The sequence below is a fragment of the Leyella stercorea DSM 18206 genome, from assembly GCF_000235885.1.
Classification (GTDB): Bacteria; Bacteroidota; Bacteroidia; order Bacteroidales; family Bacteroidaceae; genus Prevotella; species Prevotella stercorea.
Map to the genome: position 1 here is coordinate 29,346 of NZ_JH379413.1, position 722 is coordinate 30,067.

Annotated in this window: 1 pseudogene; it reads right to left on the minus strand. The window is 48.3% G+C overall.

The annotated features are described in order from the left end of the window. Positions 1–109 precede the first annotated feature (109 nt). A pseudogene (locus tag HMPREF0673_RS14505) lies at positions 110–722 on the minus strand (hypothetical protein); the annotation flags it as partial.

Here is a 722-nt window from a genome sequence, read left to right on the forward strand (position 1 = left end):
GTCGGTCGATGCAGACATCCGCGTCGGTCGATACGAAACAAACAATAAATAAAAAGAGGTTATGACTATTCAAGTCATAACCTCTTTTTATTTAGTTGAGAATTCTCAATTACTTAATAACAACTTTCTTTCCGTCAACAATGTAAACGCCTGCAGCAGGCTTGCCGTTCACACGAACACCACTTAGTGTGTACACCTTGTGGTTCTTTGCATAGTCAGCCGAGATTGAGTTGATGCCGTCAACCACCTGCTTCTCGAACTTCACGGTGTAAACGGTCTGGCTCTCAGCGTTTGCGGCGTAGTCGTTGCCGTTTACGGTGATGGTCAGCACGTCACCCTCTAAATCCGTTGTGGCAGAAGCACCCCTACCCTTCACTACATACTTAATCTTATCAGCAGCCTCGGCTACGTCGCCATCGATGGTGATAGTGTAGTCGGTCTTGTCAGCAGAGAAGCCGGCGAGCTTAACACCGTTGAATGTAAGGTTGCTAAGTGCGTGATAGTAGATGAGCTTGATGTTATCAAGGTCGAGCTGGTCGTCCTTAGATGCACCTGGCACGGGGTTGGTTGTTGCCGAAGCAAGAAGATACATATTGTCGCTCTCGTTGCCAGTGTAGTTAAACTCGCCCGTGAACTTAGTCCAATCTGCTGTTGCAGGGATGAGCACCGAAGCCGAAGCAATCTTATTGCCAGCCTGCTCGCTGAGCTCTGGGTCGTGATAT